Origin of the sequence: Rhodoferax lithotrophicus (assembly GCF_019973615.1) — a bacterium.
Taxonomy (GTDB): domain Bacteria; phylum Pseudomonadota; class Gammaproteobacteria; order Burkholderiales; family Burkholderiaceae_C; genus Rhodoferax; species Rhodoferax lithotrophicus.
This window is the reverse complement of sequence record NZ_AP024238.1, coordinates 2950605-2976788: the sequence shown is the minus strand read 5'-3', so window position 1 is coordinate 2976788 and position 26184 is coordinate 2950605. Positions and strand designations below refer to the sequence as shown.

At 56.6% G+C, this 26184-nt stretch carries 15 protein-coding genes and 1 pseudogene; 12 read left to right on the top strand and 4 right to left on the bottom strand.

Annotated elements, in window-relative coordinates:
• Nucleotide 1: 1 nt before the first annotated feature.
• On the bottom strand, nucleotides 2-8515 hold the full coding sequence (locus tag LDN84_RS13720; RefSeq protein WP_223904009.1) for a glycoside hydrolase family 94 protein: 8514 nt from the start codon (nucleotides 8513-8515) through the stop codon (nucleotides 2-4).
• Between the two features lie 5 nt (nucleotides 8516-8520).
• Nucleotides 8521-8763: a hypothetical protein gene (locus tag LDN84_RS13715; RefSeq protein ID WP_223904008.1), complete on the bottom strand. Its 243-nt coding sequence runs from the start codon at nucleotides 8761-8763 to the stop codon at nucleotides 8521-8523.
• A gap of 302 nt (nucleotides 8764-9065) precedes the next feature.
• Between LDN84_RS13715 and LDN84_RS13710 the strand changes: the two genes are divergently transcribed.
• From LDN84_RS13710 to LDN84_RS23130, 3 genes and pseudogenes are all read left to right on the top strand, one after another.
• Nucleotides 9066-9566 carry a hypothetical protein gene (locus LDN84_RS13710; protein WP_223904007.1) on the top strand — a complete coding sequence of 167 codons (501 nt, stop codon included), beginning with the start codon at nucleotides 9066-9068 and terminating at the stop codon, nucleotides 9564-9566.
• Nucleotides 9567-9877: 311 nt separating this feature from the next.
• Nucleotides 9878-11551 carry a ShlB/FhaC/HecB family hemolysin secretion/activation protein gene (locus LDN84_RS13705; protein WP_223904006.1) on the top strand — a complete coding sequence of 558 codons (1674 nt, stop codon included), beginning with the start codon at nucleotides 9878-9880 and terminating at the stop codon, nucleotides 11549-11551.
• Nucleotides 11552-11611: 60 nt separating this feature from the next.
• Nucleotides 11612-12007, top strand: a pseudogene (locus tag LDN84_RS23130) (two-partner secretion domain-containing protein); the annotation flags it as partial.
• Here LDN84_RS23130 and LDN84_RS13695 read toward each other — a convergent pair.
• A complete protein-coding gene (locus tag LDN84_RS13695; protein WP_223913302.1) occupies nucleotides 11969-12622 on the bottom strand; it encodes a hypothetical protein in 654 nt (217 codons plus the stop codon). The pseudogene LDN84_RS23130 and the gene LDN84_RS13695 sit on opposite strands and share 39 nt — an antisense overlap.
• On the bottom strand, nucleotides 12619-13170 hold the full coding sequence (locus LDN84_RS13690) for a hypothetical protein (protein WP_223913300.1): 552 nt from the start codon (nucleotides 13168-13170) through the stop codon (nucleotides 12619-12621). Before LDN84_RS13690 ends, LDN84_RS13695 begins: the two co-directional genes overlap by 4 nt.
• 4894 nt (nucleotides 13171-18064) lie before the next feature.
• On the opposite strand from LDN84_RS13690, the gene LDN84_RS23005 reads away from it, so the two are divergent.
• The 9 genes from LDN84_RS23005 to ispC all read left to right on the top strand — a co-directional run bounded on the left by LDN84_RS23005 (nucleotide 18065) and on the right by ispC (nucleotide 26165).
• Nucleotides 18065-18685, top strand: coding sequence for a hypothetical protein (locus LDN84_RS23005; protein WP_276572400.1), 621 nt, complete (start codon nucleotides 18065-18067; stop codon nucleotides 18683-18685).
• 491 nt (nucleotides 18686-19176) lie between these two features.
• Entirely contained in the window at nucleotides 19177-19770 is a 594-nt protein-coding gene (locus LDN84_RS13665; RefSeq protein WP_223904005.1) for an outer membrane beta-barrel protein, read from the top strand.
• A 433-nt stretch (nucleotides 19771-20203) separates the two neighbouring features.
• Nucleotides 20204-20956 carry a 30S ribosomal protein S2 gene (rpsB, locus tag LDN84_RS13660; protein WP_223904004.1) on the top strand — a complete coding sequence of 251 codons (753 nt, stop codon included), beginning with the start codon at nucleotides 20204-20206 and terminating at the stop codon, nucleotides 20954-20956.
• Nucleotides 20957-21044: 88 nt separating this feature from the next.
• The gene (gene tsf / locus LDN84_RS13655) at nucleotides 21045-21968 is read left to right on the top strand and encodes a translation elongation factor Ts (RefSeq protein ID WP_223904003.1); all 924 of its coding nucleotides are present in this window, start codon (nucleotides 21045-21047) and stop codon (nucleotides 21966-21968) included.
• Nucleotides 21969-22019: 51 nt separating this feature from the next.
• Entirely contained in the window at nucleotides 22020-22742 is a 723-nt protein-coding gene (gene pyrH, locus LDN84_RS13650; RefSeq protein ID WP_223904002.1) for a UMP kinase, read from the top strand.
• Nucleotides 22743-22796: 54 nt separating this feature from the next.
• On the top strand, nucleotides 22797-23357 hold the full coding sequence (gene frr, locus LDN84_RS13645) for a ribosome recycling factor (protein ID WP_223904001.1): 561 nt from the start codon (nucleotides 22797-22799) through the stop codon (nucleotides 23355-23357).
• Nucleotides 23358-23363: 6 nt separating this feature from the next.
• Nucleotides 23364-24092, top strand: coding sequence for a polyprenyl diphosphate synthase (uppS, locus tag LDN84_RS13640; RefSeq protein ID WP_223904000.1), 729 nt, complete (start codon nucleotides 23364-23366; stop codon nucleotides 24090-24092).
• A gap of 8 nt (nucleotides 24093-24100) precedes the next feature.
• The gene (locus tag LDN84_RS13635) at nucleotides 24101-24946 is read left to right on the top strand and encodes a phosphatidate cytidylyltransferase (protein WP_223903999.1); all 846 of its coding nucleotides are present in this window, start codon (nucleotides 24101-24103) and stop codon (nucleotides 24944-24946) included.
• Between the two features lie 7 nt (nucleotides 24947-24953).
• A complete protein-coding gene (gene ispC / locus LDN84_RS13630; RefSeq protein ID WP_223903998.1) occupies nucleotides 24954-26165 on the top strand; it encodes a 1-deoxy-D-xylulose-5-phosphate reductoisomerase in 1212 nt (403 codons plus the stop codon).
• The last annotated feature ends 19 nt before the right edge of the window (nucleotides 26166-26184 follow it).

The following is a 26184-nucleotide window of genomic DNA, read 5'->3' as shown; positions in this document are numbered from 1 at the left end:
TTTAGGTGCTTACCGGGCTGGTGTCGGTGTGCTGGCGCACCAAGGGCAGGGGAATGACAAAGCAGCTTTGCTCGGGTAGCTCGGGCCAGTGCAGCGGCTCGTTGGGGCGCAGCAATTGGGCTCCCCACTGTTGGGTGTGCTCCAACGCCTGTGCTTCGCTGGAGCGCATCAAGATAAAGCGCATGTGGCGTTTTTCCCGTACCAGCGTGATTTCGGCTTGTGACCAATGTGCAGGCAGGCAGGGCTGAAACACCAGAGTCTGGGCTTGTTGGCTCAGACCAAACAGCGATTCAATGGCAGCGCGGTGTAACCAGGCGGCTGCACCGGTGTACCAGCTCCAGCCGCCGCGCCCGACATAAGGGGGCTGGCTGTAGACATCACCGGCCATCACATACGGCTCCAGGCCATAGACCGGGCCATGGCTGGGATGGCTGGCCCGGTGTGCCGGGCTGAGGTAGGTGAAGTAACGGTACACCTTGTCCCCGGCGCTTTCGGTGGTTTGATCGCTTGGGGGGGGGCTGTCTTCGGTGGTTGCGCCGGCGGTTGACCGGGCCAGCTCAGCCTGCGCCATCAGCGCCCAGATGCCCGCGTGGGAATACTGGCCACCGTTTTCGCGCACCCCGGGCGGGTAGGCTTGGATGTAACCCGCGCTGGGGGTGGCGTTGACCAGCGGTGGGGTCAGCAGCTGGATCAAGCCCGCCTCAGTGTTGACCAGATGGGCATCCACTGCCGTCATGGCCGCGCGCTGCATGGCCCATGGGGCGGCGTGGGACAGCACCGACCAGGCCTGGGCAATCAGGTCGATCTGGGCTTCGGGGTTGTCATGGCTACCCAAGGCTTGGCCATTGTCAAAAAAGGCGCGTTTGAACCACGCCCCATCCCAGGCCGGGCCGAGCAAGGCGGCTTGCCAGCCTACGGCCGCGTGTTCCCAGCGCAAGGCGCGCACGGCATCACCACGCTGGTAGGCCAGAGGGGCAAAGTCGGCCACCAACTGGCACAAAAACCAGCCCAGCCAGACGGATTCGCCCCGGCCTTCAATGCCCACCTGGTTCATGCCATCGTTCCAGTCGCCACTGCCCATCAGCGGCAAGCCGTGGATACCTACCTGCAGGCTGCGGTCAATGGCCCGGGCGGCATGTTCATAAACCGATGCCCGCTGCGAGCTGACGCTGGGGGTGAAGTAGGCATCTTCGGCCCCGGCGGCAATGGCGGGCCCCTCCAGAAACGGCACCAGTTCGCTCATCAGTGACACATCGCCGGTGCTGCGCAGGTAGTGCACGCAGGCATGCGCCAGCCACAGCAAGTCGTCAGAAAAATGCGTGCGCACGCCGTTGCCCAAAGGGGAGTGCCACCAGTGTTGGACATCACCCTGCTCAAACTGGTGGGCGGCGCATAGCACAATTTGCGCCCGCAGCAGCTTCGGTGCGGCCCAGCTAAGGGCCATGGCATCTTGCAGCTGGTCGCGGAAACCGGTGGCCCCACCGGCCTGGTAAAAACCGGCCTTGGCCCACAAGCGGCACGACAAGGTTTGGTAAAGCAGCCAGCGGTTCACCAGGGCATCCAGCAGGGGGTCCGGGGTGGTGACGGTGGTGGCCCCTAGCACATCGTTCCAGGTTTTTTGCACCTGTGCCAGGCGAAGGTCGGCCGTGGTTTGGGTAGCCAGCGTGACCAATTGGCGTGCGCCGTCCAGGGTGGCGGCGTAGCCCAGCAGATAGGTGTGCTCAACCGTTTCACCGGGGCTGAGCATCAGGTGGGTGGACAAGGCGGCGCAAGGGTCGAGCCCGTCGCCACTGTGCTCACCCAGATAGTCGGGGATCACCATGCGGCCACGGGCATCGAAAAACTCACGCCGGTCACAAGTCCAGGGTTGTGGGTTGTCGCTTTGGCCAACCATGCCAAAAAAGGCGCTGCCGCCGCCAAACCCGGCAGAGCTGTCGCGCTGCGTACACAGCAAGGCGGTCAATTTGTCTGAAGAAGAGGGCAGGCGTTGATGGAGCGCGCTGGTGCGCACCGTGGCGCGGTCGCTGCGGTTGGCACCCATCAGCCATTCCACCATGCCGATCAGGCGCAATTTTTGGGTTTTGCTGCCGTGATGGGTCAGCGAGACATGAATCTGCTTGACCGCCGTGGCCGCATCCACACACCAGGTGAGTGAGACTTCCAGCGCACCCCGCAGATGGCGGATGGTGGTCATGCCTTGGCCATGTGTGGTTTGGAAGGTGGTGCCTTCTTCGACCCCGGCGCTGGGGGTTAGCCGCCAGACCTCACCCGTTTTGCGGTTTTGCAATAAAAACCACTCTGAAGGCGGGTCGCCCACCGCGTCATTGGACCAGGCGGTGAGCTGGTTCAGGCGGCTGTTGACGGCCCAGGTGTAGCCGCCACCGGCTTCCGAGATGTGTGCGCCAAAGTTGGGGTTGGCCAGGACGTTGATCCAGGGCCGCTGAGGCCGCTGGGTGGCACTGACCTCAAAGCTGAAGTCTGCGCTGGTGGCCGCAAAAGTGCCTTGCGAAGGGGTGCACGCCAAGGCCACGGTGGCCATGGGCAGGGGGGTGGTGTCGGTGTCCAGGCGCAGCTCTTGGGCCAAATCGTGCAGGCGATTGAGCTCTTGCACATGAAAGGCCAGGGGGCGGCCATCGGCATGGATCAACACCCTGGCAAGGCTGTGCAGGGTGCTCAGCTCTGCGGTGGAGAGTTCATGGCTGGGCAGCAAAAGAAAGCCGGTGCTGGCCGGTTCTCCGTGGGCTGCACAGTCGGCGTTGTGGCGATCACGCAGGGCGGTGATGTCGCGCTGCAGCGGCATCAAATAGGAACTGGGTTCGGCGTTAACCACCACCAGATCACAGGCCAGCCGACTCCATGACCACAGGTTCAACGCTTGGGCCAGCGCCCGCAGCAAACCCAGGCCCTGGGGAACACCCGCCAGCACCAGGATGATGGGGCGGTCGCCTGAAAGACCGAAGCGCCACAGCAGCTTGCGGTCACATACTTCGGTGGCCGCGCTCTCTGGCCTGACACTGCGGGCTTGCACACGGGTCAAGGTTTGGGTCAAGGTGCTGGTGAGGGTTTGCATGGCCGAAAAGTTCTCGGCATTGAGCCGCAATGCCCGCAGGCGGATGCCGGTCAGGGTGGCGGACATCAGGGAAGCCCGTTGCACGTTGCCCGATTGGCGGTATTTGTCCACCACGGCATGCAGCGTCTGGCTGCTGGGGGATGCGGCGGTGGCAAACGTCAAGCGTGCTTTGGCACCCGGTTTAATGCGCAGGGTGACCGCCAGGGCGCAGACCGGGTCAAGCCCGGTATCCAGCGCCACGGCCTGATTTTCCTGGCTTTCCTGGGCGTTGGGGGCGGCCATCAAGTCGGCCAAGGGCTGGTCGGCACTGTGGTTGCGCCCTTGCCAGCGCTGGCGGTTGGTGCAGAGCCGGATGCTGGTGAGGGGTGTGCTCAGGTCGGTGAGGAAATGCGCCATGCTCAGACCTTGCTCACTGGCCAGGCGTGGTTTGCGCTCAAACCACAGGGCCTGTTGGGAGGCCAGCCATTCGGCGGTGACAAACAAATTGGTAAACGCCGGGTGGGCTTCATCGGCACGCGGGTCAGACAGCGTGACTTCAAAGGCCGAGGTGAGTTCCACATCGAGGGCGTGGTCACTCAGGTTGCGCAGCTCGACTTGCCGGAATTCGATGTCGTCTTCCGGGCTGATCCACACCGTGGTGTGGGCCTGTATGTCGTTCCACTGCGCATCAAAGCAGACCCGATCTGCATGGAACTGGCTGTGGTAGTCCGCCGCAGGGTCGGGTGCCGGGTGCTGGGTGATGGAGCAGGCTTGGGGCTGCCCCGTCCATTGCAGGTAGAAGAAGCTGCCATAGGCATCGCGCAGGGCATCATCGCGCCAGCGGGTGATGCCGCTCTTTTCCCAGCGGCTGCTGCCTGCCCCATTGGCACGCAGCAATACGCTGTAGCGACCATTGGACAAGACGTGGGTGGGCTCAATAGCGCTGGAGCCCGCCACTAATTCGCGCAAAAAGCCGGGCGCACGCTTGCGCCGGTCTTGCAATTGATGTGCCACCGGTAGCGTTTTCAGCAGCGGAATTTCACGTGGCACACGTTCATGCAACAGTGACGATACCGCCTGCACATGGGCATTGGCCATGCCCCAGCGCTGTACCCTGCCGCCCAGCAATACATTGGCCAATGCCACGATGCTCATGCCCTGGTGGTGCGCCATGTAGGTGTGTACCAGGGTGAACGGCTCGCTGCCGGTGCGCCCGGTGGTGGAATAGTCCAGCGCTTCCATAAAACCATAACGCCCACGTGCACCGAGGGCTTGTAAGGCCTCAAAGTTATGCAGGGCGAGCTGTGGTGAGAGTTGGGCGGCCAGGGCGGTGGCATAGGGTGCAATCACCAGCTCGTCAGGGGGTGTACGCCGCAGCGCCAGCCGGGGTACACCGTGGGGTGCGTACTGGTAAGCCAGCGTGAAATCGCTGGCCGCATAGGCCGACTCTGAAATACCCCAGGGCACACCCTGTACTTTGGCAAAGGTGGCTTGTTCGCGCAGTGCGGCGTGGCAGGCCTCATGCAACACGCTGCCATAAGGCTCGTCCAGCACCACGCTGGGCATGAGGTATTCAAACATGGAGCCGATCCAGGAGCGTAATCCGGCATGGCTGCCCACGGCAAAAAATGGCCGTCCCAAAGCGCTCCAGTGGCGCACCGGTACATCACCTTTGGCAATGGCCAGCAAACTGGTCAGGCGCGACTCGGAGGCCAGCAGGTCATAAAAACCAGCATCACGCTGTTGCTCGGCGACCCGGTAGCCAATGTGAAACAGATGGCGGCGGTGGCTGTAGAGGAAGCTGAAATCGGCTTGCCAGGCCAGTTGCTCCAATGCATGCGCCAGCGCGAGAAGACGTTCCGGCATGGCGCTTGTACTGGGTGCTTGCTCAATGTGTGTCTGCACATCCAGGTTGGCCGAGCGCAAGGTGTTGCGATAGTCGGCCAGCAGCCATTTGAGTTCTGCGCGCTGGGGCGCAGCCAGGGTGCTGCGCTGTGCCAGCAAGGGGTGCAGCCGCCGTTTTAAATCGTTGAGCGCTTGCAAACCGGCTTGGGTGTCAAAAGGAGCCTGCGCCAGTTCGCGGCAAGCCTGGGCGACGGCCAATAAATGGCCGCTCAGGTTGCCACTGTCCACGGTAGAGACATACATGGGCAGCAGGGGCTGGCCATTTTGGGTGTCGTACCAGTTCATGAAATGACCACGGTGGCGCTGCAGCGTGAGCAAGGAACCCAGCGTGGCTTCCAGCCGGGTCAGCATGTCCTGGGTGCCGATCCAACCCAACTGGCGTGCGCAAGCTACGCCCAGTAGGTACAGGCCGATGTTGGTGGGTGAGGTGCGGTGCGCCAGCATGTCATGTGGCGAGGTTTGCAGGTTGTCGGGCGGCAGGTGGAGGTCATCCGGGCCGACACAACGCTCAAAAAGCCGCCAGGTATCACGCGCAATGCCGCTCAGATAAAGCTGCTCGGGTGGGGTCAAGGGCAGGTCCTCGTCTACCGGACAGACTCGGCTGACCCACCAGGTGCCCAGTGGTGAGGCTGCCCACAGCAGACACAGGGCCGCCGCCAGCCAGGGGGCTGGGGTGGGTGCCCCCAGCAAGGCAGCCAACAGCAGTAAGGCCAAAAGTGGCTCAATGCGGTGCTGGCGCAAGATGGCTTGGAATCCGGTTTGGGCTTGTGCCTGGGCGGTGGCCGCCGTGGTCCATTGCAGCAGGTGGCGGTGGCTCACACTCATGCGGTAAAGCGCCCGGCCAATGGCATCGAGCGCCAGCCGCGACTGTTGCATCAACTGGGCCAGTTGCCATGCGCCGCCACACAGCGCACGCGCCAGGTCCATCAGGGCTGCATGGTAGAAAGGCCCCTTGGCGACATGGCTGCGGCTGGGGGCAAAACCGACCAGCGCCCCCATCACCGGCCCGGCTGAGAAGGCTGCAAATATCAGCGCCAGGGCCACCCAGGGTGACAGCACCCAGCCCATCAAGCTACTCAGTAGCAAGGCCAAAGACAAGGGCGCGACGAGTGAGCGGCGCAGGTTGTCAAGCATCTTCCACAGGTGAATTGGTTTCAGGCTGTAATGGCCTGGAGACCCGATGAAGGGTAGAAGTTGCCAGTCGCCGCGTGTCCAGCGGTGCACCCGTGAGGCCGCCACATCGGCGTGAAAAGGGGCTTCTTCTACCACGGCCAGGTCACTCACGGCGGCGCAGCGGGCCATGGAGCCTTCCAGCAAATCGTGGCTCAGCACCTGGTTTTCTGGCAAACGACCCGACAGCACCGCATGCAGGGCGCGCACGTTGAGCAGGCCTTTGCCAGTGAAAGAGCCTTCTGCAAACACATCCTGATAAATCTCGGAGCTCGCGGCGCTGTAGGGGTCTATGCCGCATTGCCCGGCAAACAGCCAGTGGTAGAGCGTGAATTCCTTCACCGCAGGCAGCGGCGTGGCCACGCGCGGCTGCAAGATGCCATAGCCGCCCAGCACTGTGCGGCCATCGGTTGACAGGCGGGGTAGGTTGTTGGGGTGCGCGGCCACACCGACCAATTCACGCAGTCGCCCTGGCGGCAACTGGGTGTCGCTGTCGAGCGTGACCACGTACTGCGTGCCGGGCGCAAGGGTGCTGGCTTCACCCAGATCATGGAAGGCGGTACTGTGGCCCTGGGCCAAGGCGGTGATGAGTAATTCCAGCTTGCCGCGTTTGCGCTCCCAACCCATCCAGCACTGCTCGGACTCGCAGTAGTGGCGTGGCCGGTGCAAGAGGATGAAACGTGGTGTGGGGTTGGCTTCGTCTTCGCGTCGGGGGTATAGGGTGTTGAGTGTGCGTATGCCTTGCAGGGTTTGTGCCAGAAGCGCCGCATCGGTGTCGGTCACGGCGGTTGGGGCATCTGCCCAATCGCTCAGCAAGGCAAACTGGGCCTGCGGTTCGGGGTTGGCCAGGTAATGCAGTTGCAGGCGTTTGACCAGTTCCTGCGTGCCGTGGAGGCTGGTGAGCATGCAGGGAATCACCACCATCACCCGATGTTCGCTCGGGATGCCATGGGCCAGGGCCAGGCGTGCCAGGTGTTGCGGATGAACCGACTCGCTGATCAGGCGGTGGATGACGGCGACGACCGCCTCGGATGCGGGAAGCAAGGCCAGCAGCAGCACCGCCAGGGTCATGCCCAAGGGGGATCCACTGCGATGCAGCAACAGCCAAAGCAGCAGGCTCAGAAAGCCCAGTAATGCGCCCAGATACGCAGGCAGGATCAGATGGTGGGCCAGAAATTGCCGTACTTTCACAGCCCGGCTGGAGAGCCCCAAGGCCTGCCACAACTGGGGCTGGCCGCGACCCTGTAACCAGTGGGCAGCCACCGAACCCACATCGTTGGTTGCCTCGGGGGTGGTCATGAGCGCCAGCAGGGTGTGGGCCACGGCCAGCTCGGACTGCTTGCAGCGCAGTGCCAGCTTTTCGATGGCGTGCAGGGTTTGGTCGCGGGTGAGGGTGGCCTCGGCCTCAAAGACGGGGGACGTCAGCATCAGGCGCATCAGGGTGCTGGTGCGGGCAATGATGTCGGGCCAATCGGCATCCCCAATGGCCCGCAGCGAGGTGATGGCATTGCTGACACTCAGATTGTCAGCGGCCTGGTCAACCCCTTGCTGCAGTTGCGTGCTGGCGGGGTCAGGCAAGGCCTGTTGAAGCCAGTCCTGAAACAGGGTTTGTTCGGGGGATGGCTCGGTCAGCCGCAGGTCTTGCAGACGCAAGGCCAGTTGCACCAGAAAAACACGCCCGACACCCCGCGCATTGAGCAACGCCAGCAAGGCTGAAACTGTGTCCAGTCCGGTGTGGCCAAGTTGGTCAAAGCAGAGGTTGGCGGCTTCGCGTGCAGCCTTGTTGGCGGCCACCTGCTCGGCCAAACGGCGCAGATTTTCGATCAGCACCACCCGCAAAGTGGTGGGAAAGGCCCACATTTCACTTAAATTCAGCTCGCAGACCTCTTGGTAGGCGCACAGAAATTGCGCCAGCATGGCTTCGTCAAACGCGCCATCGGTGTGTGCCACAAAGGCCCAGGCGATGCCATAAACACGCGGCAGGCCGGGCAGGGGTTCATCGATCAGTTTGGGTAAGGCCGAGAAGTAGCTGCGTGGCAACCCGGCATGGATTTCGCTGAGTTGGGCTTCAATCAGGTGAAAGTTGTCCAGCAGCCACTCGGCTGCGGGGCTGATGTCGTAACCGGTGTTGGCCTGAATGCCAATGTAGTGGTGCGCTTCGCGCAGCGTGCTCAGATTGTTCTGCAGGCGTGGGAAAAAATTGGCCCCGTGTGATGAAACCCGTGTGGCGCGATGTGTTTGTCCCAGGCTGCGGCCATGTTGTGCAAAGCGCTGGGGGCCAAAAATCTCAGAGCGTATGGGGCCTTGGATGACACCGTGTGCGCTGTCCAGAATCTGGCACAACGCGGGTGGTGCGCTGGGCAGCAACGAGCGTAAGGTGGGTCGCGCCATGCGCGTTAAAGCACCCAATAGACGAGTCCCAAAAGTGTTCCCAAGACCACTAAGGTGGTGACGAGTCGGGTAGCCACAAATCCGTGAATAGAGGCACCTGCGCCATACAAAGTCAATAAATGACGATGGACTTGCGGACAGCCGTTGAGGTGAACCCCCAAGCTTGCCAAATCTGCGTGAAAACAAGCTGTTGCATCACTATGAGCGGCGGTACACCAGGTGTGATGAGTTGTGGGTGTTGGGTTCATGTCAATGCTCCACCCGACTGGCTTTGATGTCAGGCAGGCATGGGGTTAAGGTTGTCAAAACAACTTATTACGGCGGTTTGACAGGGTTGTTTGGCACAAGCCCGATGGGTATCGTGCAAGACAAATTGAGTATCCATACAGATGAAGGCCAGGTCTGTGCGCTGGCGAACGGTTCTGAAGGGATGGGTTGAAACGCTGCGCCTGACCCACATGGGCTTCACGTTGTTTCAAGAGGGTTAGCCAACGCACAGACCTTGTTGCCGTGCTGCGCCTACCGTAGGGTTCTTTTTAAGGATACACCCATGCCCATCACCACCTTACCAAGGTCTGAGTTGTCGCCAAAAGCCTGGGGCGCATTGCCCATGCCAAGCGCTGAAAGTTATGCCAGTCGGATGGCTCAGGAACGTGTGCGAAACAACCAATTTGTGGCACTGCTCAATGCATTTCGGCACAGTGGTGGCTTGGCACGGGCGCAAGAGGTGGCAGCCCGATTCAAGCGGCAAGGCGTGGGCGACATCTCCCCATTGGCTGCCTGGCTGGTCAAGCGGGAGGTGGTCAGTATTGAATGGCAATCCAAACTCTGGTTGCCCTTGTTTCAATTTCATCCGGTGGGCATGACGTTGCGCACTGGTTTGAGCAACGTGCTGGCTGAGCTGGTAGGTGTTTACAACGATTGGGAGATGGCTAGCTGGTTTGCCCAACCGAACCCGTGGCTGGCCGATAACACACCTGCGGATTCATTGGCTGTAACTGCAGATCAAGTATTGGAAGCGGCTCGTGCAGAGCGATTTGCTCAAGCCTGAGTTGGTAGGTGAGTTCAAAAACAATAGCTGTGCACGCTTATCAAATAAGCGCTATAGGCTAAAGCTTTAAGAGGATGCAACTGCAAAGTGGACTTTGACACCGCGGACAGTTGGGGCTACCGCTGATGGTGTGCCTAACTGAACCACCCGCCGACGTATGGGTGTTGAAGCCACGGCGTTTGAAGGAAACTTCCCACATGGGTGAGTTGGCACACACACTGTGTACGCCATAGCACAGATACACCCGCATCATCGCGCGCAGACTGACTTACCGCCATCTTCAGTCCTAGGCTCCCCCTGGGGCAATCGTCATGAAAATTTCCAATTGCTTGTCTATTTCAGTTCTCGCATTGAGTTCTGCTGCCATGGCCGCGCCGCCGCCAGTGACTGGAGGGGCATTGCAGCCGCTGCAGTCTCCTGAGGCGATGCCCGCGCCACCTCCGAAGGTCGATATTCAGCATGACAGTGTGCCGAGCCCTGTGGCGACTGAACTCGACTTGCTGAAAATTGTGGTCAAAAGCTTGCAGGTGACTGGGTCACAGGCGTTTGCCGAGGCTGATTTGATTGCGCTGACAGGTTTTCAGCCCGGCAGTGCGTTGACACTGGGCGAACTGCGAGGCATGGCCCTGAAAATTACCCAGTATTTCCAGGTCAACGGTTACCCGGTTGCACAAGCCTACCTGCCGGCACAGAATATCAACGATGGTGCCGTGACGATTGCTGTGATTGAGGGGCGCTACGGCAAAATTCTGGTGCGTAATCAGACCAACATTGCGGGTGATGTGATCACCGATCTGATGGAGGGACTGTCCGTGGGTGACACGGTGAGGGCGGAACCACTACAGAGCCATTTGCTGTTGCTATCTGATTTACCGGGTGTCAAGCTGAATTCGACGCTGGTGCCTGGCGCGGCTTACGGTACGACGGACTTGTTGGTCGATGTGTTGCCTGGTCGGCGCGTGACCGGCAGTATGGATGCCGACAATGCCGGCAATTTTTATACCGGAGAGACCAACATTGGGGCCACCATCAGTCTCAATGAGCCCGCGGGGCAGGGCGACGTGGCAACCCTGCGTTTATTGACTTCTGGCGAAGGGCTGAATTACTTTCGCGCCTCATACCAGTTGCAAGTTGGCAAGATGCGGGTGGGTGCGGCCTACAGCAGTCTGGAGTACACCTTGGGCCAGGATTTTGAGAGCTTATTGGCCAACGGCACGGCAAAGACCACCAGTTTTTACGGCAACTATCCCTTGATTCGGTCGCCCAATCGCAACCTGTATGTTGGCTTGTCTTATGACAGCAAGCGGTTCCAGGATCGGATGGATTCAGTGGGCTCGGTGAGCGACAAAACCTCACGTGGTCTGACGGCCAGTGTGAGTGGCGACCACCGTGACAGCTTGGGTGGTGGTGGCGACAACAGTTATTCTCTCTCGCTGACATCGGGCACGATCAACATCCTCACGGCTGGCACACGGGCTTTTGATGCGGCAGCGGCGCAAAGCAATGGGCGCTTCAACAAGCTGGGGTTCAGGGCGAACCGACTCCAACGTGTGAGCAATTCCTTGGCTATTTTTGCCGGGATTCGTGGGCAATTTACCTCCAAAAATCTGGACATCTCGGAAAAAATGGAGCTTGGCGGCATGTACGGTGTGCGTGCTTACCCCGAGGGCGAGGCCTTTGGGGACCAAGGCTATTTGCTGACGCTGGAGGGCCGATACCAGTTGCCGCATGGGTCGCTGCGCTTGCCGGGTCAGATGCAGCTGATTGGTTTTGTGGATGTTGGCAGTGTCAAGCTCAACGCCAACCCCTGGACGCTGGAGCCCAACCAAAGGACTCTGCGTGCGCTGGGGGGCGGCTTGAATTGGTGGGTGACCAGTGACTTTGTGCTGCAAGCGATCTATGCCCATAAGCTGGGCACAGAGCCTGCACGCTCTGCGCCCGATGCATCGGGTCGCTTCTGGCTGCGGGCGGTGAAGTTTTTTTAAAAGACCGACCGACCTCGCGCATTCGCCGAGCCAAATTTTGTGAAAGTTCAGGAGCATCTTATGCACCACATCAACCGAATTAACCGGAATCACCAAACGAGCGTGACGAGTTGCCCCACGCGTGACCTCATTCCAGGGCGTTTTCCCCTCAAGGTGCTGACGGTGTGCATCTTGCTGACGCTCATTCAGGCGGCTCAGGCTTTGCCGGTTGGCGGCACGGTCAACAGCGGTAACGCCAGCATTGCCAAAGGGCCTGGCAGCATGACCATTACCCAGACCAGTGCCAACACCCTCATCAACTGGCAGAGCTTCAGCATTGGACAGCTGGAATCGGTGCAGTTTTTCCAACCGAGCATCCGATCTGTGGCCGTCAACCAAGTGCTGGGTGCTGACCCGTCGAGCATTCTGGGGCGACTCTCAGCCAACGGCAACCTGTTCCTGATCAACCCCAATGGCATTGTGTTTGGTCAAGGTGCATCGGTGAATGTGGGCGGCTTGGTGGCCTCTACCTTGAACCTGACAAGCAGTGACTTGACTGCTGGCACCTACCAGTTCGCTGGCGATAGCCGGGCCTCTGTGGTCAATCTCGCCAACATCAATGCCGCAAGCGGCGGTTACGTGGCCTTGTTGGGGGCCAGTGTGGCCAACCAAGGGGTGATCGTAGCCAAGCTCGGCAGCGTGGCACTGGCCGCTGGTGGCGCGGTGACCATGACGAGCGCCGCGGACGGTTATTGGGATGTCAAAGCCAGTCAAGGTGTCGCGCAAGCCAGTGCCACCAACAGTGGGTTGATTCAGGCCGATGGGGGGCAGGTGCTGCTCACCACGCTGACCAACGGTGGTACACCTTACAACGCCATCAACAACACCGGGGTGATTCAGGCGCAGACCGTCGAGAAGCACAACGGCAGCATTCGCCTGATGGGTGACATGCAAAGTGCCACGGTAAATGTGGGCGGCTTTCTTGATGCCTCGGCCCCATTGGGGGGCAATGGCGGCATGATTGAAACATCGGCAGCGCATGTCAAAGTGGCTGACAACGCAGTCGTCACCACCCGATCCGAGCAAGGTCATTCAGGGATGTGGTTGATCGACCCCAACGACTTTACTGTGGCAGCTGCGGGAGACATCTCGGGTGCCGCCTTGAGCGGCAACCTGGTGACAACCAATGTCACTTTGCTGAGCAGTAGCGGCACAGCAGGGGTGAACGGCGATGTATTGGTCAATGAGCCTGTCACCTGGACGGCATCGGGCGCGCCCACGATCTTGACATTGAGCGCTTTTCGTGATGTGGTCATCAACGCAGCGATCACGGCCACCAAGGGCAGTCTGGTGATGGATGCCGGACGTGATGTCAACGTGCTTGAGGCCATCACCACCACCAACGGCAGCGTGAGCTCTACTGCCGTGCGTGATACCAATGTGGTGAAAGATGGCACGCACACTCTCACAGCCGTCACCACGACGGACGGAAATATGAGCTGGGTCTCTGGAAACAGTGTGAACATTGCGACCGCGGCACTCACCTTGACCCGGGGCAACATGGTGCTGAGTGCTGGCAACGACGGCATGGGCACCGGAAACGTGATCTTCACACCTGGCACACCCGCAGCGGCGGTCACCGGACCGGGTGCGGTCAGGATCTACAACCCGCTGTCCTACACCGCGCCGACGGACTACACCGGTAACTTCACTCTGAGCAGCGGCGCGACGCTGTCGCAATACGAGTTGGTGTATTTGCAGGGCCTGACTGGTGCGACAGGCGCTACTGGAGCCACGGGGGCAACTGGTGCAGACGGCATCGCAGGTGCTATTGGGGCAACCGGTGCGATTGGTGCAACTGGTTTGACGGGTTCAGTGGGAGCCACTGGTGCAACCGGACTAACTGGCCCGGGGGGAGCCATTGGCTTGACGGGGTTGATGGGTGTTGCAGGTCCAATTGGTTTGACAGGGGCTACCGGTGCAAACGGACTAGCTGGCTTAGATGGAGCGATTGGACTTACCGGTGCTACGGGGTTAACTGGAGCTGCTGGCGCAGCAGGTGCTTCGGGTTTGACGGGAGCAAAAGGCGATAAAGGCCTTGATGGTGCAATCGGTTTGACAGGTTCAGCAGGAGCAACTGGAGCAGTCGGTGCAACTGGATTAGCTGGGACTGATGGAGCTGAAGGTGCAACTGGGTTAACGGGAGCAACTGGTGTAGCTGGACTAGTTGGAGCGACTGGTTCAACAGGAGCGACGGGTTTAACTGGAGCTGCTGGTGTTGCAGGTGCAACTGGTCTGACGGGAGCAACTGGCATGATCGGATCGACCGGAGCAGTAGGGGCTGTTGGTGCTACAGGATCAACAGGAGCAACCGGACTAGCTGGGACTGATGGAGCTACAGGAGTAACTGGAGCTGCTGGTGCAGCAGGAGCAACTGGTTTAGCCGGAACAGATGGAGCTGCAGGTGCAATTGGTTTAACGGGAGCGACTGGCTCAACAGGAGCAACTGGACTAGCCGGAACTGATGGAGCTGCGGGACTAACTGGGGCGACGGGGTTAACTGGAGCTGCTGGTGTTACAGGTGCGACTGGCCTGACGGGAGCAACTGGCTTGATCGGATCGACTGGAGCAGTAGGGGCGGTTGGTGCTACAGGTTCAGTCGGAGCAACCGGACTAGCTGGAACTGATGGAGCTACAGGATTAACTGGAGCTACAGGATTAACTGGAGCAACTGGACTAACTGGACTAACTGGAGCTTCTGGCACGACTGGCTTGACGGGAGCAACCGGTGTTGCTGGTCAAGATGGCGCAACCGGTTTGACAGGTTCAGCAGGTGCAACTGGAGCAGCTGGCTTGACCGGAGCAGTAGGTGCAACTGGTTTAGCCGGAACAGATGGAGCTGCAGGTGCAATTGGTTTAACGGGAGCGACTGGCTCAACAGGAGCAACTGGACTAGCTGGGACTGATGGAGCTGCGGGACTAACTGGGGCGACGGGTTTAACTGGAGCTGCTGGTGTTGCAGGTGCAACTGGTCTGACGGGAGCAACTGGCTTGATCGGATTGACCGGAGCAGTAGGCGCGGTTGGTGCAACTGGTTCAACAGGAGCAACCGGACTAGCTGGGACTGATGGAGCGACAGGATTAACTGGAGTTGCTGGCGCGACTGGCTTGACGGGAGCAACTGGTGCTGTAGGTCAAGATGGAGCAACCGGTTTGACAGGTTCAGCAGGTTCAGCAGGTGCAACTGGAGCAGCTGGCTTGACCGGAGCAGTAGGTGCAACTGGTTTAGCCGGAACAGATGGAGCTGCAGGTGCAATTGGTTTAACGGGAGCGACTGGCTCAACAGGAGCAACTGGACTAGCTGGGACTGATGGAGCTACAGGATTAACTGGAGCTGCTGGCGCGACTGGCTTGACGGGAGCAACCGGTGTTGCAGGTCAAGATGGCGCAACCGGTTTGACAGGTTCAGCAGGTGCAACTGGGTTAACGGGAGCAACTGGCTTGATCGGATTGACCGGAGCAGTAGGCGCGGTTGGTGCAACTGGTTCAACAGGGGCAACCGGACTAGCTGGGGCTGACGGAGCTACTGGATTAACTGGACTAACTGGCGCGACTGGCTTGACAGGAGCAACAGGTGTTGCCGGTCAAGATGGAGCAACCGGATTGACAGGTTCAGCAGGAGCAACTGGTTTGACCGGAGCAGTAGGTGCAACTGGATTGGCCGGAACTGATGGAGCTGCGGGACTAACTGGGGCGACGGGGTTAACTGGAGCTGCTGGTGTTACAGGTGCGACTGGCCTGACGGGAGCAACTGGCTTGATCGGATCGACTGGAGCAGTAGGGGCGGTTGGTGCTACAGGTTCAGTCGGAGCAACCGGACTAGCTGGAACTGATGGAGCTACAGGATTAACTGGAGCAACTGGACTAACTGGAGCTTCTGGCACGACTGGCTTGACGGGAGCAACCGGTGTTGCTGGTCAAGATGGCGCAACAGGTTTGACAGGTTCAGCAGGTGCAACTGGAGCAGCTGGCTTGACCGGAGCAGTAGGTGCAACTGGTTTAGCCGGAACAGATGGAGCTGCAGGTGCAATTGGTTTAACGGGAGCGACTGGCTCAACAGGAGCAACTGGACTAGCTGGGACTGATGGAGCTGCGGGACTAACTGGGGCGACGGGTTTAACTGGAGCTGCTGGTGTTGCAGGTGCAACTGGTCTGACGGGAGCAACTGGCTTGATCGGATTGACCGGAGCAGTAGGCGCGGTTGGTGCAACTGGTTCAACAGGAGCAACCGGACTAGCTGGGACTGATGGAGCGACAGGATTAACTGGAGTTGCTGGCGCGACTGGCTTGACGGGAGCAACTGGTGCTGTAGGTCAAGATGGCGCAACCGGTTTGACAGGTTCAGCAGGTGCAACTGGAGCAGCTGGCTTGACCGGAGCAGTAGGTGCAACTGGTTTAGCCGGAACAGATGGAGCTGCAGGTGCAATTGGTTTAACGGGAGCGACTGGCTCAACAGGAGCAACTGGACTAGCTGGGACTGATGGAGCTGCGGGACTAACTGGGGCGACGGGTTTAACTGGAGCTGCTGGTGTTGCAGGTGCAACTGGTCTGACGGGAGCACCTGGCTTGATCGGATCGGCCGGAGCAGTAGGGGCGGTTGGAGCTACAGGTTCAACAGGGGCAACCGGACTAGCTGGGACTGATGGAGCTACAGGATTAACTGGAGCTGCTGGCGCGACTGGCTTGACGGGAGCAACCGGTGTTGCAGGTCAAGATGGCGCAACCGGTTTGACAGGTTCAGCAGGTGCAACTGGGTTAACGGGAGCAACTGGCTTGATCGGATTGACCGGAGCAGTAGGCGCGGTTGGTGCAACTGGTTCAACAGGGGCAACCGGACTAGCTGGGGCTGACGGAGCTACTGGATTAACTGGACTAACTGGCGCGACTGGCTTGACAGGAGCAACAGGTGTTGCCGGTCAAGATGGAGCAACCGGATTGACAGGTTCAGCAGGAGCAACTGGTTTGACCGGAGCAGTAGGTGCAACTGGATTGGCCGGAACTGATGGAGCTGCGGGACTAACTGGGGCGACGGGGTTAACTGGAGCTGCTGGTGTTACAGGTGCGACTGGCCTGACGGGAGCAACTGGCTTGATCGGATCGACTGGAGCAGTAGGGGCGGTTGGTGCTACAGGTTCAACAGGGGCAACCGGACTAGCTGGGGCTGACGGAGCTACTGGATTAACTGGACTAACTGGCGCGACTGGCTTGACAGGAGCAACAGGTGTTGCCGGTCAAGATGGAGCAACCGGATTGACAGGTTCAGCAGGAGCAACTGGTTTGACCGGAGCAGTAGGTGCAACTGGATTGGCCGGAACTGATGGAGCTGCGGGACTAACTGGGGCGACGGGGTTAACTGGAGCTGCTGGTGTTACAGGTGCGACTGGCCTGACGGGAGCAACTGGCTTGATCGGATCGACTGGAGCAGTAGGGGCGGTTGGTGCTACAGGTTCAACAGGAGCAACCGGACTAGCCGGAACTGATGGAGCTACAGGATTAACTGGAGCAGCCGGACTGGCTGGGACTGATGGAGCTGCGGGACTAACTGGGGCGACGGGGTTAACTGGAGCTGATGGTGTTGCAGGTGCAACTGGACTGACGGGAGCAGCTGGCTTGATCGGCTCGACCGGAGTAGTAGGCGCGGTTGGTGCTACAGGTTTAACAGGACCAACCGGTGTTGCAGGACAAGATGGCGCAACCGGTTTGACAGGTTCAGCAGGTGCAACTGGAGCAGCTGGCTTGACCGGAGCAGTAGGTGCAACTGGTTTAGCCGGAACAGATGGAGCTGCAGGTGCAATTGGTTTAACGGGAGCGACTGGCTCAACAGGAGCAACTGGACTAGCTGGGAGTGATGGAGCTGCGGGACTAACTGGGGCGACGGGTTTAACTGGAGCTGCTGGTGTTGCAGGTGCAACTGGTCTGACGGGAGCACCTGGCTTGATCGGATCGGCCGGAGCAGTAGGGGCGGTTGGAGCTACAGGTTCAACAGGGGCAACCGGACTAGCTGGGACTGATGGAGCTACAGGATTAACTGGAGCTGCTGGACTAACTGGAGCTTCTGGCACGACTGGCTTGACGGGAGCAACCGGTGTTGCTGGTCAAGATGGAGCAACAGGTTTGACAGGTTCAGCAGGAGCAACTGGTTTGACCGGAGCAGTAGGTGCAACTGGATTGGCCGGAACTGATGGAGCTGCGGGACTAACTGGGGCGACGGGGTTAACTGGAGCTGCTGGTGTTACAGGTGCGACTGGCCTGACGGGAGCAACTGGCTTGATCGGATCGACTGGAGCAGTAGGGGCGGTTGGTGCTACAGGTTCAACAGGGGCAACCGGACTAGCCGGAACTGATGGAGCTACAGGATTAACTGGAGCAGCCGGACTGGCTGGGACTGATGGAGCTGCGGGACTAACTGGGGCGACGGGGTTAACTGGAGCTGATGGTGTTGCAGGTGCAACTGGACTGACGGGAGCAGCTGGCTTGATCGGCTCGACCGGAGCAGTAGGCGCGGTTGGTGCTACAGGTTTAACAGGACCAACCGGTGTTGCAGGACAAGATGGCGCAACCGGTTTGACAGGTTCAGCAGGAGCTACTGGCTTAACCGGAGCAGCAGGTGCAACTGGATTGGCCGGAGCAATAGGTGCGGTTGGTGCAACAGGTGCAGCCGGTCAAGTCGGAAATGATGGAGCAACTGGATTAACCGGTGCTACAGGCTTAACAGGAACTGCTGGTATTGCAGGGGCAAATGGCTTGACGGGTGCTACAGGTGCTGCAGGTCAAGATGGCGCAACCGGTTTGACAAGTTCTGCGGTCCCGATTGGATCAATAGGCGTGACGGGTTTGGTGGGTGCGACTGGAGTTACAGGCGATGTTGGCACATTGGGTACTGACCACAACATTGATGAAGACAAACTGACGGTTACGTCAGAGCTTCCTGATACACCTCAACTCACACTACCTGTAGCGGTTCCAGAAGTACCCCTGGAGATTGCACCCATCGTGCCGCTCTCAGAGTCTCCCACAACGCCAGTCACACCAGTGATTGCTCCTTCTGAAATGGATCAACAAATGAAACATCTGCCCAAGCAAGACCGTGGCTAAAAACCCCCGTCAACGATGCCGCAGGGCCTATCCTTGACAGTGTGGCTACCGTGAGCGTGCTGGATGGGGCTTGGTCTTCCGTTTTGAACAGATTTGAGTGGAGTGTTGGAAGCTATAAGACTTATAGCTTCTCAGGCATTATTCATAAGCTCTAGAGGCTAGAAAACCTCAAAATCAATGACAAAACATACGCTCGATTCTGCTCACTGTTATTCCATAAAAAAAGAGTCAAATTGGCCTCTAGCCCTTTATCGGAAAGCGCAAGAAGCTACATTTTTGATAGTTAATGCTGTTTTGTTTTGTGTGTGTCATTTCTTGACCAGGCCGTATTTCAGTGGTGGATCTCGTCGGAACCGGTTCACGCTGATGTACCTCCGCATGTTTCTCCTTGCGTGTGCCATCACACAGACGACTATTCAAGCGCTGACTATCCTCAAACAGCGCATAGAACGCGTGTGATTCATTAACTACATCCAAGCAAAGAACTGACCATGAAAAAATTTTCAACCCTCTACTCTCGCCTATTCATCGCTGCAGCCATGTCTACCGTTGTGATGGGGGTACAAGCCCAAAGCAACTCATCCAGCCTCTATGCCCCTGGCAGTACCTACATTGAATTCGGTGTTGGGCAATCTGACTACTCACTGGGTAATGGCATTGGGGTGTTTGGCTCTGATCAAGGCGACACTGCCTACAGCCTTCGTGGCGGTGCATTTTTCAACAGCAATGTGGGCATGGAATTGGGTGTGACAAACTTTGGCACGGTCAACCGTGCGGGAGGTACAACCAAAGCCCAAGGTATTAACCTGAGTTTGATTGGCAAGATGCCGGTGAACGCCAATTTCAATCTGTTGGGCAAGATTGGTACCACTTATAGCCATACGGAAGTTTCATCTAATCCGGCTTCTGGCATCGTGGCGGGTACACAGGACGACTTTGGTCTCTCTTACGGCATAGGTGCCGAATATCTGTTCACACCGCAGTGGTCGGGTGTTCTGCAATATGAGTCACAAGACATAAAATTTGCGGGTGATCGCACTGACCGCGTTGGAGTTACAAGCTTGTCAGCGCGCTATCGCTTCTAAAGCGCGATAAGCCCTTCTCTATTGGCGTGGTGATGGTGACGACGACGTGGCCAGAAGCACAACCTGACGTGGGAGTACACGCTCAACTGAGCTGCCGATGAGTTTCCCTCTGCGTCAAGAATTGTTCATCCATGGCCACCACAGCACCTTGTCGTCAAGTAGCCAAGGTAAAAGTCGTAGGCCCGAATTGGGCAAGTACGGATCTGTGCAGGGGGTGCCCAGTCATGGGTGGGTGGCCGATAGAGCATGGGCCGCAGGGGAGGCTGGTTTCTGAAAACCGAAATGCCAGCTGTTATACTCGACAGGCTTGAGAAAGTGTTTTATCAAGCATATCCGCAAACTAGCTTTAACAAGGTGTGTTGCACTCTTCTGAAATGATTCAAGGTAGTGCCGCAAACGAGCTGGATTTTAGACTTAACCTTTGGAGTAATACATGGCAATTACCATGCGCGAAATGCTGGAAGCAGGTGTTCATTTTGGTCACCAAACTCGCTTCTGGAATCCCAAGATGGCCCCTTTTATCTTTGGGCATCGTAACAAGATTCACATCATTAATCTTGAAAAATCCCTGCCTATGTTCCAGGAGGCTGCGAAATTTGTTCGTCAAATTTCCGCTAATCGTGGTACGGTGTTGATGGTTGGTACCAAGCGCCAAGCGCGTGAAACTATTGCGCAAGAAGCTCAGCGTGCTGGTGTTCCCTATGTGGATCAGCGCTGGTTGGGTGGTATGTTGACGAATTTTAAAACAGTCAAGACTTCCATCAAACGTCTCAAGGATATGAAGCTTCAACAAGAAGCTGGCTTGGATAGTATGAGCAAAAAAGAGCAATTGATGTTTGCTCGTGAGCTGGAAAAGCTGGAAAAAGACATTGGCGGCATTCAAGATATGGCTGTTTTGCCTGATGCTATTTTTGTGATTGATGTGGGATATCACAAAATTGCAATCGCTGAAGCGCGTAAATTGGGTATTCCATTGATCGCTGTGGTGGACTCCAATCATTCGCCAGAAGGGGTTGACTACGTGATTCCGGGTAATGACGATTCATCCAAGGCTGTGACTTTGTATGCGCGTGGCATTGCAGATGCAATTCTGGAAGGCCGTGCTAACGCTGTTGATGATGTGGTCAAGGCAGTTGCCGCAGAAAATACCGATGAATTTGTGGAAGTCAATGAGGCAGTTGCCTGAGTTGTCTTTCACCCCAAAAAAGGGGGCTTTGTTGCCCCTTTTTTTTAATTAAATTTTTAAATAATTGAACTGAATCTGGAGAATAAAAATGGCTGCAATTACCGCAAGCATGGTTGCTGAACTTCGTGGCAAAACTGATGCGCCAATGATGGAGTGCAAGCGCGCTCTGACGGAGGCTGAAGGTGACATGGTCAAGGCAGAGGAGTTGCTGAGAGTTAAATTGGGCAGTAAAGCGGGCAAAGCCGCTGGTCGAATCACTGCCGAAGGCGTTGTGGTGAGTAGCCTCAGTGGTGATATTGGTGCATTAATGGAAGTTAACTGCGAGACGGACTTCGTAACCAAGAACGATAGCTTCCTGGCTCTGGCCAATGCGGCGGTTGAACTGGTTGCAAAAAATGCACCGGCTGATTTGGAAGCTCTGGGTGCCTTGCCATATGCTCAAGATGGCTTTGGTCCAACGCTGGAAGATGTCCGTAAAGGATTGATCGGAAAAATCGGCGAAAACATGAGTTTCCGTCGGTTTAAACGGTTTGCTTCCGGTGCCAAGCTGGCCTCTTATCTCCATGGCACGCGTATTGGTGTTGTAGTGGAGTTTGAGGGTGATGCTGCGGCGGCCAAGGACGTGGCTATGCACGTGGCGGCTATGAAGCCGGTAGCTTTGTCAAGTGACGACGTGCCTGCTGAATTGGTCGCACGTGAGCGTTCTGTTGCAGCTGCCAAAGCGGCTGAAGACGCTGCTGTGGCTACCGCTGCTGGTAAGCCAGTTCAATCTGCTGAAATTGTGGCAAAACGGATTGAAGGGGGCGTGCAAAAGTATTTGAAGGAAGTCTCTCTGTTCAATCAGTCATTTGTTAAAAATGACAAGCAAACCGTTGAACAAATGTTGAAGGCCACGAACACCACTGTCAAAGCATTTACGCTTTATGTCGTGGGCGAGGGGATTGAGAAAAAAGTGGATGATTTTGCGGCTGAAGTTGCTGCGCAAGTGGCTGCTGCCCAGCAGGCTGCTTAATTCATCTGTTTATTCCCCCTTCATTTCACATCATTTCCTCAGGAGCATTACATGACTACTTCCAATCCTGCTTACAAGCGAATTTTGCTGAAGTTGTCAGGTGAGGCTCTTATGGGGGACGATCAATTCGGTATCAATCGTGACACCATTGTGCGGATTGTGAATGAAGTTGTTGCGGTGACTCGTCTTGGTGTAGAAGTGGCGGTGGTGATCGGAGGGGGCAATATCTTTCGTGGAGTGGCTGGTGGATCGGTCGGGATGGATCGTGCTACTGCTGATTACATGGGCATGTTGGCTACAGTAATGAACTCTTTGGCATTGGGTGACACCATGAATAAGGCGGGTCTGACTGCGCGTGTGATGTCTGCTATTGCCATTGAGCAAGTGGTTGAACCTTATGTTCGCCCCAAGGCCTTGCAATATCTGGAAGAGGGTAAAGTGGTTATTTTTGCTGCCGGAACAGGCAATCCTTTTTTTACCACGGATACTGCAGCCGCTTTGCGGGGGGCTGAGATTGGCGCGCAAATTGTGCTGAAGGCCACCAAAGTAGATGGCGTGTACTCGGCAGATCCCAAGAAAGACCCAACGGCAACGCGGTACAGCAAAATTTCGTTTGATGAAGCTATTTCCCAAAATCTGGGCATCATGGATGCGACGGCATTTGCATTGTGTCGTGATCAAAAATTACCAGTGAAGGTTTTTTCGATCTTCAAGCATGGGGCTCTCAAACGTGTGGTGATGGGTGAAGATGAAGGAACTCTGGTGTACGCCTGAGCGTCTCAAAATTCTGTTTTCAGAGTTAAATTGAACGTTGTGTAAGGGGAATTTATGCCGATTGTTGATATCAAAAAAAATGCTGAAGCCAAGATGGATCTGTCGATCGAATCTTTTAAGCATAACCTGACAAAAATCAGAACTGGCCGCGTCAATCCAAGCATTCTTGATGCTGTGCATGTGGACTATTACGGCGCAATGGTGCCGGTCAGCCAAGTGGCGAACGTGTCTTTGCTTGATTCCCGTACGATCAGCGTACAACCCTGGGAAAAAGGCATGGGGGCCAAAATTGAAAAAGCCATTCGTGACAGTGATTTGGGTGTTAATCCCTCATCCATGGGGGATTTGATTCGTGTTCCGATGCCACTGATGTCGGAAGAGCGGCGTAAGGAACTCACTAAACTGGTTCGCAATGAAGGTGAAACTGCCAAGGTGGCTGTGCGGAATCTTCGACGTGATGCAAATGAGGCCGTTAAGAAGTTAGTGAAAGATAAATTGGCTTCCGAAGATGAGCAAAAACGTTGCGAAACTGATGTACAAAAAGTAACAGACAAACATATTGCTGCCATTGACCAGTTGGTGGCAGCCAAAGAACATGACATCATGGCGGTTTAAGCCGTCATGAGTGTCCCACTTGTTCCCCATCACATTGCCATCGTGATGGATGGTAATGGTCGTTGGGCCAAGAAGCGTTTTTTGCCGCGAATCGCTGGCCACAAGCAAGGTGTTGATTCGCTTAAACGCTGCGTTAAAGCCTGTGATGCGCGTGGCGTGCGTGTTCTGACTGTATTTGCCTTTTCATCTGAAAATTGGCAACGCCCTGTTGATGAAGTGTCGGGCATCATGGATTTATTTGCCATAGCGCTTGCTCGTGAGGTGCCGCAACTTAACAGAGATGGTGTTCAGCTGCGGTTTATTGGTGAGCGAAAAGGCTTATCTGCCAGAGTTTTGAAAAGTATTGAGCAGGCTGAAGCTTCCACTGCATCCAACCATCAGTTGGTTTTGAATGTGTGTTTCAACTATGGTGGACGTTGGGATATTGTCCAAGCTGCTGCGAAATTGAATGCAATGGGTTTGCCCATCACGGAAGAAGATATAAATCAAAACTTGGCTCTGTCTCATGTGCCCGACCCTGACTTGGTGATTCGTACTGGAGGTGAGTTGCGCATCAGTAATTTTTTGCTGTGGCAGTCTGCCTATGCAGAATTTGAATTTACGGAAACTCTTTGGCCGGATTTTGATGAAGCGGCATTGGATGCTGCCATTGCAGTTTATGCAGGGCGTGAGCGGAGATTTGGTAAGACGTCAGATCAGGTCAAGCCAGTCAATTCTGTTGCCTCATTGACTTGATACACACCATGCTAAAACAACGTGTCATTACCGCTTTGCTGCTTTTAGCGGTCTTGTTACCGGCCTTGTTTTTTCCTGAGCCTTGGCCCTTTTGTCTTTTGGCACTGATGTTTATTGCTGCTGCGGGATGGGAGTGGGCAAAAGCCAATGGTTGGAGCCAATCTGTGTCCGTGCTTGCTGGCATGGTTTGTTGTGGGGTTTGTTCATTCATGTGGTGGGCAGGATGGTTGTACCAAAGCACGCCACGACTGTGGCTCGTGGTCAGTGTGGCGTGGGTTTTGGGAGGGGCTTGGATACTGAAGGCTGGTGTCTCAGCTTGGGCTCGTTATTCACGGTATTTGCGTTTGGTTAGTGGAATTTTGGCGTTGTCATTGACTTGGTTGGCCATTGGCCAAGCCAAAGTGATTGGATTTAACTTCCTGTTGTCTGTGCTTGCGCTGGTTTGGACGGCTGATATTGCGGCTTATTTTGCGGGGCGAACCTGGGGTGGGCGATGGAGTCGCAGCAAGCTGGCTGCAACAATTAGCCCGGGCAAAAGCTGGGAAGGAGCTTGGGGTGGCATGGTTGGTGTCATGGCGTTGGCTTGGCTTTGGCGCTATGCAGATCAATTTATTGGTGCTGATGCGCCCAGTCTCTACACCTACATAGGTCAAAAAAGCCTAATACTTTTGGTTGTCTCAGTTTTGTTTCTGTCTGCCATGAGTGTTGTGGGGGATTTGATTGAATCTCTGGTTAAACGCAGTGCAGGCATCAAAGACAGTAGTAGTTTGTTACCTGGTCACGGTGGTGTGCTTGACCGAATTGATGCAATGCTGCCTACGTTACCGCTGGCCATGATGTTGTATTCGTTATAAGGTTTTTATGACCCAGCAAATTTATACAAGTCGACAGCGTGTCGCAATTTTGGGGTCAACCGGCTCTATTGGGGTCAATACCTTGGAGGTCATGGCGCTTCATCCTGAGCAATTTGAAGTATTTGCGCTCAGTGCCTCGACGCAAATCGACAAATTGCTTGCCCAATGCGTTCAATTTAAACCTACCTTTGCGGTGATGGCCAGTGAGATGCATGGTCGTGAATTGGCACAGAAGTGCGCCAATTTGGGGTTATCTACCCAAATTTTGTCTGGCAGCGCAGCCATTACGGAGATTGCGCAGCACGAGCAGGTTGACATCGTTATGGCAGCCATTGTGGGTGCTGCTGGTTTGGCCTCCTGTTTGGCTGCTGCACGGTCTGGGAAGCGCCTGCTGCTTGCCAACAAAGAAGCATTGGTGGTTGGCGGTGATTATTTTCTGCAAGCGGTTGCATCGGGGGGGGCTAAGCTTTTGCCGATCGATAGTGAACATTCGGCTGTTTTTCAATCACTTCCCAATGATGCCGATGTGTGGTCAACCCAGATTGACAAAATTATCCTGACCGCTTCGGGAGGCCCATTTCGTCGGCGGGACCCGGCAACTTTTGCGGCCATTACTCCAGAACAAGCCTGTGCGCATCCTAATTGGGTTATGGGAAAAAAAATCTCGGTGGATTCAGCCACGATGATGAACAAGGCTTTGGAGATTATTGAGGCTCGCTATCTGTTTGGTGTTCAACCTAGCCAGATTGAAGTGGTTATTCATCCGCAAAGTGTGATTCACTCTATGGTGCAGTATCGCGATCATTCAGTAATGGCTCAACTGGGCACGCCTGACATGAAAGTCCCCATCGCATATGGTTTGTCTTGGCCAAACAGAATGACCTCAGGTGCCAGTGCACTTGATTTCAAAACCATGGCCGACTTATCATTCGAATCCGTGCAGGACCATGGTCACCCTGAACGCTTTCCAGGCCTCAAACTCGCTTGGTTAGTGCTTGAGGCTGCACCAGGTAGTACGGCGGTGCTGAACGCAGCCAATGAGATTGCGGTCGAAGCGTTTCTTGCAAAGCGCATCAGGTTCGATCAGATTCATGCCGTGAATTTGGAAACTTTAGCGGCTCTGAGTCCAAACCCACCGCAATCATTGGAGGATTTGCTAGCACTTGACCATCAGTCACGCCAATGCGCCAGTGACGCTGTTACTCGCTTGAGTCACTGATCAATCATCTGTCTTATTA